Here is a 9,579-nt window from a genome sequence, read left to right as displayed (position 1 = left end):
AAGAGTAGTAAACCAGACCAACCGATGAAGACGAAACGGTCTCTTTTGAGCCAGTCATCGAGAGCATCAAACAGCCCTCTTTCTGGGGCGCGTCCGACAGCAATGGTCATGGGGGTTTTCTCCGAAAAATGTATATTATTGCTAAGATTCCGCGCTCTCTTCTCCATCTATCCGAGCAGGCGAGCAGATGTGTGGAAGAATTGTGAGAAATCTTTACTTTTCTTAACTTACACTATATTGGAAAAAATGACCAATGTTTTTTAGGTCGATCTTAAAAAAATCTAAAATTTTTTTGGGAGACCACTTGCTGCGCCCTCAAAGCTGTTGTCATTGGCAAATGCGGCAAAATCCACTTGATTGGAATGCTAGACCCCTCTGTGCGGTAATTATGCCCAAATTGAGGTGATTAAACCCCACAGTGCGCTATTAAGTCTTATTAAGGGGTGTTAGACCGATGGAAGTGGGATAGTAGGATAAAAGAACCACCATTTAAGCTAAACATCGCCAGGTATTTAGGGACTTGCGTAGGAATGATATCCCAGCCAGACAATCGCTCTGTAGAAGAATCAGACCAGCCCTAAATGGTGCATTATCAAAGCGCAAGTCCCTTAGCTTAAGTGGACTTGTTGAACTAAGAATCCCTCGCTCAGGAAGAAATTTATGGTGACAGTAACGCAAGCTGGGACTACAAGCTGTTCCACGACAGTGGTTAGGGGACTAGATCGGCAACTCATTGCTCAAATGAATCGACTTGTCTCAGGTGCTTTAGTTGATTTTTCTTCCCCCAAGATCAGGCTTGGACAAGCAGTTTGGCCATTCTTACAACCAGCGGCTAAACGCGCCCTAGATCGGGCAGTTGCCAATCGAGGCCAGACTCTGATTGTCAACTCCGCTTATCGGACTATTGCCCAACAACTACTTCTTTTTCAACAAGCTCAGGCGAATCGATGTGGCATTACTATCGCTGCTGAGCCAGGAAAGAGCAACCATCAAAGTGGATTAGCTCTCGATATTGAAGATCATGCAGGCTGGCGACCTTTCCTAGAAGCTCAGGGCTGGAAGTGGCTAGGTCCATCAGATCCGGTTCATTTTGACTTTAAAGGTGCTGGGGTTCGTGACATCCGCTCAACTGCTATCCTGGCGTTCCAGCAACTGTGGAATCAAAACAATCCCAATGACAGGATTGCAGAGGATGGGCAGTGGGGTCCAAATACCGCCGCTCGTCTCGGTAAATCTCCTGCTAATGGCTTTGCTAATGGTCCGACTCTGGACACAGGGGTTAATGGTGGGGGTAGCGTTGAACTAGGAGATCGCTTATTGCAACTCACGCGCCCACTTCTGGAAGGAGATGACGTGCGCCAAGTTCAGCAAGCATTAGTCCGCAATGGCTTCCAGTTAACAGTTGATGGTTTCTTTGGTCCAAAGACAGAAGAAGCAGTTAAAGCATTTCAACAACAGAAACAATTGCAACCGGTTGATGGCATCGTTGGACCTGCCACGCTTGCGGCGTTGGGACTCTCATCTTCCTAAAGGCAAACTGACTTCAATAATCCTGAAAACTAGCAAAAAACAAAATGCAAGGAGAATTTGCACAATGATCGGTCCAACCTTACGTTTATTTGACGGATTTGACCATACTTCTCCTCAACTTCGAGACGAAGTGATGGAACTGCAAGAACTGCTCAATGCCAAAGGAATTGCTGTCGTTATTGATGGCTTCTTTGGACAGGCAACCGAAATGGCTGTCAAACAATTTCAACGCTCTCGTGGTTTGGATGATGATGGAATTGTCGGTCCGCTGACTTGGGCAGCCTTATCGGACGAGCAACCTCCCAATCTTGAACTTGTGTTTGCCACGACGATTGCTCGCAATGATGCTTCCATGCTCAGACAATTAGAAGCCGCTCAACAGTTCAGAGCTTTTATTGAAGAAGGAGCTAACCAACAGGGCTTTCCGATTGCTGTGATTGCGGGCATTGGTTCACGAGAATCTCACTGGGGATTACTCTTAAATCCACCTGGCCCTTCTGGTACGGGAGATTTTGGTCACGGTCGGGGACTGATGCAAATTGATGACCGTGCTTTTCCTCAGTTTACCTCTACTGGTAAGTGGAAAGATCCCAGAGAGAACATTCTCTTTGGCTGTAAAGTTCTTGCTGACAACCGAGCTTTTATGCAACGCAAGACTAATTTGCAAGGCAAAGAGCTTATCCGTGCCGCTTTAGCTGCATACAATTCTGGACCTGGAAATGCTCTAAGAGCTTTGCGCGATCACGGAGATGTTGATTTCTTCACTGCTAACCGGAATTATGGCAAAGATACTCTCAGTCGGGCTGGATGGTTCCAGTTACATGGTTGGAGTTGACTAACAAAGCTGTAGGGTGCGTTCCCCACGACAACTCCTAATTACTCCGCCAATAAATTCCTGGGAACGCACCAAGATTATGGACTTTGAGCAAGCGATCGCATCTTTAGGGTGCGTTCCCCGAAGCCTTTGGGTTTTGCCAACCAGATTTGGACAGAACTATAATAACAATTGTACTTAACCATGTACAACTCTGATGAGCGTCAACATTGTCAACTTTAGTGAAGCCCAAAAAAACTTTAAATCTGTAATAGATACAGTAGCCAATGATAAAAACTGTACTTTCATTGTCAGAGGAGATACAGAAGATGTTGTTATCATGTCTAAAAGTTATTATGACAGTCTGATGGAAACAGTTTATCTCTTAAGATCTGCAGCTAATGCTCAACATTTGCAAGAAGCGATCGCAGAATATCAAGCAGGTAAAACACAAGAACATGATTTAATCGATGCGTAAGTTGGCTTGGGGTAGTAAAGCATGAAAAGATTATCTTTATTGGCAATCTCAGGACAAGAAAACCCTGAAAAGAATCAATCTGCTCATCCAAGATACTCTATCCAATCCCTTTGAAGGAATCGGTAAACCTGAACCCTTGAGAGAGAATTTGTCAGGTTTTTGGTCCCGTACGGATGAAGCTAATCGTCTTGTCTATGTTGTCGATGATCATTATCTAACAATTATTTCCTGTCGCTATCATTACCAAGATTAGCCATCGCTGTAGGGTGCGTTCCCCACGAAAACACCTAATTACTCCGCCAATAAATTCCTGGGAACGCACCAAGATTTGTTAGCGCTCTCCTTATCTATTTATGTCATAATTATTTTGTATTCTGGTCAGCCTAGAAATTATGTATCGGTTATGAACACATTTACTGCTGTTGTAGAAAAAGGGTGTAGGGTGTGGGGTGTAGGGAAAGAAATCTCTTTCATCTGTGGGGGTGAAAATTTTTTCATCAGGACTGACTCCTGACTTCTAAAATATTAACAATGTTTTCCTAGTATTTTTGCAGAAACTTTTGGAAATTATATCTGTCAAGTTGTTTCAATATCTGAACATCTACATATTTACTTATGTCTCCTATTGCTCAAGGTATTCCAGGATTACCAGATTTAACACATCCTGATGAATTAATCAAGTTTGGTACGCAACTAATTCAAGGTTCACTATTGTTTGCGTTTTTAATTGTAGCTTTGGGAGTTGCGATCGCTATAATCAGTTTTTCTCTGAGACGCAATACCAGCGAACAAGCTGTTTTCTTTGGGGAATGGTCGATTCGTTATTCCCAACTTCTCAAAGAACTACAACATTTAGCCCTAATTTTAATTTTAGTAGTTACGGGATTTTTCCTCACTTCTACTTTAAGCAACCGTTACCATTACTGGGAACAAGCAAAAGTAGCACAAGTAGCGGAAAGTGTCGCAGGTGATAAATTAGAACAAATTGCGCCCCAAGTGCGTTACATTGTCGAAGAACCTTACAGCTATACTACTCAAGTTAACGGCAAAATAGTCAAGGTGACAGATAAACAAAAAGTTACTCGCTATTTAAACGTAGCAGGTTCAAACATTCAAGTTAAAATTGACCAAAGTGTAAACGTGCAAAGTCGCAGTGCCATTTATCTTACAGATTACACTGCTGATTATAAAATTGTCAATTCACTAAGTGATGTTAATAATTTTTTCTTTGAAGCACCACCACCCTTAGGATACTCCTTACTTTCTAGTTATAAAGTAGAAAGAGATGGAACAAGATTAAAACAAATAAACCCTGGAGATTATGGTTTTCCCTTGCAGTTAGAACCAGGACAAGAAACCACAATTAAAGTTAGCTATCAAGCACAAGGTGGACCACGTTGGGTTTATAATGCCACTGATCAATTACTTTCTCAATTTCGCCTCACAACAATTGCTAATTTTAGAAATGCTGATTTTGCTAGTGGGATAGTTCCTCATGAAATTAAAAGTGATGGTGACAGTACCCAATTTACTTGGATATTCGATGAGAATGTTTCTGTAAGAAATCCCTTTGGTGTATTTACTGCCACCAAACCAATAGGAAAAACTGGGATTATGCCCCGGTTATTACTGTTAGCACCAGCCTTATTTTTGTGGTGGATATTGCTTTTATATTTGTCCCTACCCATGAGTTTAAAAAATTTGGCGATTGCTGCAGGTATTTTCTTTGCTTGCTTATTAACTTTAACCTATCTGGCGCGAGTAATGAATGCAGAAATAGCTTGGTTGATCATATCCTTGATTTTACTCGGTTTCATCTATGGTTTAGGGGCAAATCGTCACGCTGCTTTAGCCGCCATTATTTGTACTATTGCTGGAGCAATTTTACCAGTATTTGCATTATTAATTCCCTTTAGTGGTTTAACCTTGAGTTTAGCAGGTTTGTTATCAGTCGGGTGGTTAGCAATACATCATTGGTATGGAGTGTTTAACCTGAGAGGGGGACAAGCCAGCTAGAAGGTAGTGCGATCGCCAATTTTGTAGCGCCGGTCGAGCGGGTTAGCGGCTCGATGTGCCTCAATAATCCTATAGTTTTTATTTTCCTTGTCGTATCATGCCACGTCCCCCGAAGAAAACCCCTAGCACCCCTGAACCCCCCGAAGAGCCAATTAAAGCCACTCCTCCCCTACAACCTCTACAAATTATTAAAAAGGGTTCTAGAGCCGCAGTACCACCCAAACCTCCAGAAACCTAGGGTCGTTTCATTCTCTGAAATGTCATTCTCTCAAATCCTTATCTGGCAACGTTTTTAGTCGATTTCTCGGAAATAAATAGCTGAAAATTTGTCAAAACGTCGTGCTTTGTAGGTTGATTCATGAATCAACTCTCATAGTAGGTTGATTCATGAATCAACCTACTATGGGATTAAAGGTAGCAAAAAAAAGAATTAGATTCGGAGAATGAATCAGCCCTAGGGGCGGGGGGGATCGAACCCAAAATCTATCTTCAATTTAATTATAACCAGCTACTTATCTAAATTATACTAAATCCGGTTATTAAAAACTGATTATTTATTCTCCCCTTTGCCTTTTGCCTCTTGCATGAGTGCCTCTCCTCATAACTGGCCTATACTCAACGGATTTAGTATTACTCGTTAAGACTGTCTATGAGCAGGGAGAGGCAGTTTGAGCATTTGTTTTTTCCTGTTACCGGGGAAAGAAACGGCTAAGATCTATCTAGATCAACTATCTTGACTTGCCATGGCCGCTAATGCCGACTATTCTGCCCATTCTAGCCTTAACTTGCAACAACCTTGGCATACCTATCCGGTGGAAACCACCCTATCTATCCTCGGTAGTTCGGCTGTTAATGGCCTCAATAGAGAGCAAATCGCCCAAAGAATTAAATATTATGGCAAAAATGAACTACAAGAACGTCCAGGGCGCAGTAATTGGCAAATTCTCCTGGATCAGTTTACCAATATTATGCTCCTCCTCTTAATTGCCGTGGCCATAATTTCCGGAGGACTAGATTTACTGGCATTACAGCGCGGTCATCTGGCTAAAATTGGTGTTCCCTTCAAAGATACGGTCGCTATCTTAACAATTGTCATCCTCAATGGTATCCTCGGCTATCTGCAAGAAAGTCGCGCCGAAAAAGCTCTGGCCGCTTTAAAAAAACTCTCCTCTCCCCAAGTTAATGTTATTCGCGAGGGCCAACGCAGAGAAATAGATGCGGTTAATCTTGTCCCCGGGGACATCATGCTGATTGAAGCGGGAACCCAAATCAGCGCCGACGGCCAAATCATCGAAGCTTTTAACCTGCAAATTCGCGAATCGGCCTTGACAGGAGAGGCAAATAGTGTTAATAAATCCGCCTCCATTGACCCCTTAGACAGGGATACTCCCCTTGGCGATCGCTTAAATTTCGTCTTTACTGGAACAGAGGTACTGCAAGGCCGGGCCAAGGTCATCGTTACCAATACGGGAATGACCACGGAATTAGGCAAAATCGCTCAAATGTTAGCAACAGTTGGCAATGAACCTACTCCTCTCCAAAAAAGAATGACTCACTTGGGTAATGTCCTTGTTGCTGGTTCTCTCATTCTAGTGGCCCTGACTATTACCATCGGCCTGATCAATGCCGGTTGGTCGGCCCTAGAGGAATTAGTCGAAGTTTCCCTTAGTATGGCAGTAGCCGTCGTTCCCGAAGGATTACCCGCAGTTATCACCCTAACTCTCGCCCTAGGTACCCAACGCATGGTCAAACGTCAGGCCTTGATTCGCAAACTGCCGGCAGTAGAAACCCTCGGTTCCGTTAATGTGATCTGTTCCGACAAAACCGGGACGCTAACGGAAAATAAAATGATTGTGCGGGAGATAGAGACAATTAATCGCAATTTTTTAGTTACTGGGGAAGGATATAGCCCAAAAGGACAATTTTTAGACTCCCAGCAACGGGCGATCGATCCCAAAACCGATCTAGAATTACATCATCTCTTAATTGCCAGTGTCCTCTGCAACGATGCCAGTTTATACCTCGATAACGGTCAGGATAGCATTTTAGGCGATCCCACAGAAGGAGCCTTATTAGTTTTAGGGGCGAAAGCGGGCTTAAATTTATCCCTAACCAAGCAAGAGTTCCCTAGAATCGCTGAAATACCCTTTTCTTCCCAAAGAAAGCGAATGTCGGTCATTTGTCAAGGAGTCAATCCCGTACTATTTACCAAAGGTTCTCCGGAATTAATTCTTGAACAGTGTCTCTCCTATCAATCGGGATTAGAAAGTCTTCCTTTTGGGGATAGGGAAAAAGAACAAGTCTTAGTCGCTAACAATGCTATGGCTAACAGGGGTTTACGAGTCTTAGGATTAGCCTATAAAACACTAATTTATCCGCCAGAATCAACTGAAATCAGCGAAGATGAGCTAATTTGGTTAGGAATGGTCGGTATGATCGACGCACCGCGACCGGAGGCACAAATCGCCGTGGCTAGGTGTCGAGAAGCGGGAATCCGTCCGATTATGATCACCGGCGATCATCAATTAACCGCTCTAGCGGTGGCTAAAAGTCTTGGTATTGCCCAAGCGGGAGCTTTAGTCATCTCAGGGCGAGAATTAGATAAATTATCACCAATTCAGCTAGAAACCCTCATTGACAAAACTAACATCTATGCCCGTGTCTCCCCCGAACATAAATTAACCATTGTCCGCGCCTTGCAAAAAAAGGGTAAATTTGTTGCTATGACCGGAGATGGGGTGAATGATGCTCCGGCCCTGAAACAAGCAGATATCGGCATTGCCATGGGAATCTCCGGCACCGATGTCACCAAAGAGGCTAGTGATATGATTCTCCTTGATGATAATTTTGCCACCATCGTCGCTGCCACGGAAGAAGGGCGAGTCGTTTATAACAATATTCGCAGTTTTATTAAATATATTCTCGGCAGTAATATCGGGGAAGTAATTACTATCGCAGCTTCACCTCTTTTGGGTTTAGTTACTCCCCTAACTCCCCTACAAATTCTCTGGATGAATTTAGTTACTGATGGTTTACCCGCGTTAGCTTTAGCAGTGGAACCCGCTTCTCCTAATATTATGCGTCGCCCTCCTTTTAGTCCCCAAGAAAGTATTTTCGCTCGCGGTTTGGGAACTTATATCGTGAGAATTGGGATTATTTTTTCGATTATTAATATCACTCAAATGTTGATCGCTGTGCGCTTGGATCCGCTTTTTGGTAATACTGGTTCATGGAAAACTATGGTTTTTACTACTCTCTGTTTAGCTCAAATGGGTCATGCCATTTCCGTGCGATCGAGCGATCATCTTACCATAGAAATGAATCCTTTGACTAATCCCTATCTCTGGGTAGCAGTAACCCTGACGACAATTTTTCAACTGATGTTAATCTATGTTCCTGCCCTGCGGGATTTTTTCGGCACTCAATTTTTAACTAAAGAAGAATTATTAATCTGTTTAGGGTTTAGTACCTTATTATTCGTTTGGGTGGAGTTAGAAAAATTATTTACCCGTTGGTATCATCGGCGATAATTGGGGGGCTTTTTTCATTGTTCAGTAAATAGTGAACTGATACTAAATCCGTAAGGACATTGATGCGATTTTTGTCAATTGTTTTCGCTCTAGAACGAACTAATCACTAGAACTCCTGCCAGATAAGGATTTAGTCGATTTATGCCCCCCTATTGAACCATACCAAGTAACGAAGAACCATAGTTCTTAATAGTAGTTTCTACAATGACAGTTTTTCGTCAAAACATCTTGGGGAATGTAAAAATATATAAAAATATATGGCTCTTCGGTTTGTGTTATGCAATGGACGGGGATTATAAGGGATGGAACCCTTATATAGAAAGGCATTTAGCGATTTTTGTCAATTGTTTTTTATCTAGAGCGAACTAATCAATTAAGTCTCTTGCCAGATAAGGATTTAGTCGATTTATGCCCCCCTATCGAACCATAACAAGTAACGAAGAGCCAAATATATGAAGATGTGCGGAATGTCGGTATTAAAAATTGTTTTGATCTAACATAGGACTTACGCATTGACAGGATTGACCAAATATGAGGTATGGGTTTCAGGCATTTTAACGTGATTTTTTGATGACTTTTGAGCGATCGCTATCGTTGGGAAGTTAATCGCCAAAAGTGTGAAACGACCGATTTTCATTCATGCACACCATGGTGAATTTGTACAGTGCGTAAGTCCTATAACATTGAATCAGCAATATTTTATTGGGAGTATCAAACAATGGAACCAATTTCTCTGATTGTCACCGCCTTGGTTGCTGGTGCGGTTGCTGCGGCTAAAGATACGGCGGAAAAAGGCGTTAAAGATACATATCAAGGTTTGAAAACCTTGATTAAGCGTAAGTTTGCTAATGATCCTTTGGCACAGGCAATGGTAGAGGCAAAACCAGAGGATATCAAGAAAGATGAAGGTTTGTTAATGGGACTTAGGCATTTTCGGGCAGCAAAAAAGGCTCAAACCATTACGGGACAAAGGGTTAACCTCGATTTATGATTTTCCTTGATCTATCTAGGTTTCAGCGATTTTGGGCTTCTCGAAGTAAATCCCAAGCAGGGATTGGGGTTGAGGCTTTTCTCGATTTGTTTTTTGTCTAAGTCCCATTAGGAGGATTGGCCAAAAATCGAAAAGTAATTATTGAAAAAGAAGGGGGTGTGGAAGAAACAATCCAGCTTGAGCAACTAGCCAAAAGCCGATCAGAAAAGGATTGGGAGAA

General features: G+C 42.5%; 6 protein-coding genes and 3 pseudogenes. 8 read left to right on the top strand and 1 reads right to left on the bottom strand.

Features of this window, described 5'->3' with window-relative positions:
* A pseudogene (locus tag H6F92_RS12580) lies at window positions 1–110 on the bottom strand (photosystem II D2 protein (photosystem q(a) protein)); the annotation flags it as partial.
* A gap of 550 nt (window positions 111–660) precedes the next feature.
* Between H6F92_RS12580 and H6F92_RS12575 the strand changes: the two are divergent.
* From H6F92_RS12575 to H6F92_RS12540, 8 genes and pseudogenes are all read left to right on the top strand, one after another.
* Window positions 661–1,530 (top strand): peptidoglycan-binding protein, encoded by an 870-nt coding sequence (locus tag H6F92_RS12575; RefSeq protein WP_199308208.1) that lies wholly within the window; start codon window positions 661–663, stop codon window positions 1,528–1,530.
* A gap of 64 nt (window positions 1,531–1,594) precedes the next feature.
* Window positions 1,595–2,365: a peptidoglycan-binding protein gene (locus tag H6F92_RS12570; RefSeq protein WP_190358084.1), complete on the top strand. Its 771-nt coding sequence runs from the start codon at window positions 1,595–1,597 to the stop codon at window positions 2,363–2,365.
* 196 nt (window positions 2,366–2,561) lie between these two features.
* A complete protein-coding gene (locus tag H6F92_RS12565) occupies window positions 2,562–2,822 on the top strand; it encodes a type II toxin-antitoxin system Phd/YefM family antitoxin (protein WP_002756849.1) in 261 nt (86 codons plus the stop codon).
* Between the two features lie 37 nt (window positions 2,823–2,859).
* A pseudogene (locus H6F92_RS12560) lies at window positions 2,860–3,075 on the top strand (Txe/YoeB family addiction module toxin); the annotation flags it as partial.
* A gap of 362 nt (window positions 3,076–3,437) precedes the next feature.
* The gene (locus H6F92_RS12555) at window positions 3,438–4,838 is read left to right on the top strand and encodes a UbiA family prenyltransferase (RefSeq protein ID WP_190358083.1); all 1,401 of its coding nucleotides are present in this window, start codon (window positions 3,438–3,440) and stop codon (window positions 4,836–4,838) included.
* Between the two features lie 97 nt (window positions 4,839–4,935).
* Entirely contained in the window at window positions 4,936–5,076 is a 141-nt protein-coding gene (locus tag H6F92_RS12550; protein WP_190358085.1) for a hypothetical protein, read from the top strand.
* Between the two features lie 505 nt (window positions 5,077–5,581).
* A complete protein-coding gene (locus H6F92_RS12545; RefSeq protein WP_190358082.1) occupies window positions 5,582–8,368 on the top strand; it encodes a cation-translocating P-type ATPase in 2,787 nt (928 codons plus the stop codon).
* A gap of 718 nt (window positions 8,369–9,086) precedes the next feature.
* Window positions 9,087–9,284: pseudogene (locus H6F92_RS12540) on the top strand (hypothetical protein); the annotation flags it as partial.
* Window positions 9,285–9,579 lie beyond the last annotated feature (295 nt).

The sequence above is a fragment of the Microcystis wesenbergii FACHB-1317 genome (assembly GCF_014696875.1).
Lineage (GTDB): Bacteria > Cyanobacteriota > Cyanobacteriia > Cyanobacteriales > Microcystaceae > Microcystis > Microcystis wesenbergii_A.
This window is presented reverse-complemented; position numbering and strand designations above follow the sequence as displayed.

What these genes read in the sequence shown, in the direction of transcription:
- H6F92_RS12550 (WP_190358085.1), top strand. Translation starts at nt 4,936, where the DNA reads ATGCCACGTCCCCCGAAGAAAACCCCTAGCACCCCTGAACCCCCCGAA.
- H6F92_RS12570 (WP_190358084.1), top strand. Translation starts at nt 1,595, where the DNA reads ATGATCGGTCCAACCTTACGTTTATTTGACGGATTTGACCATACTTCT.
- H6F92_RS12575 (WP_199308208.1), top strand. Translation starts at nt 661, where the DNA reads ATGGTGACAGTAACGCAAGCTGGGACTACAAGCTGTTCCACGACAGTG.
- H6F92_RS12555 (WP_190358083.1), top strand. Translation starts at nt 3,438, where the DNA reads ATGTCTCCTATTGCTCAAGGTATTCCAGGATTACCAGATTTAACACAT.
- H6F92_RS12565 (WP_002756849.1), top strand. Translation starts at nt 2,562, where the DNA reads ATGAGCGTCAACATTGTCAACTTTAGTGAAGCCCAAAAAAACTTTAAA.
- H6F92_RS12545 (WP_190358082.1), top strand. Translation starts at nt 5,582, where the DNA reads ATGGCCGCTAATGCCGACTATTCTGCCCATTCTAGCCTTAACTTGCAA.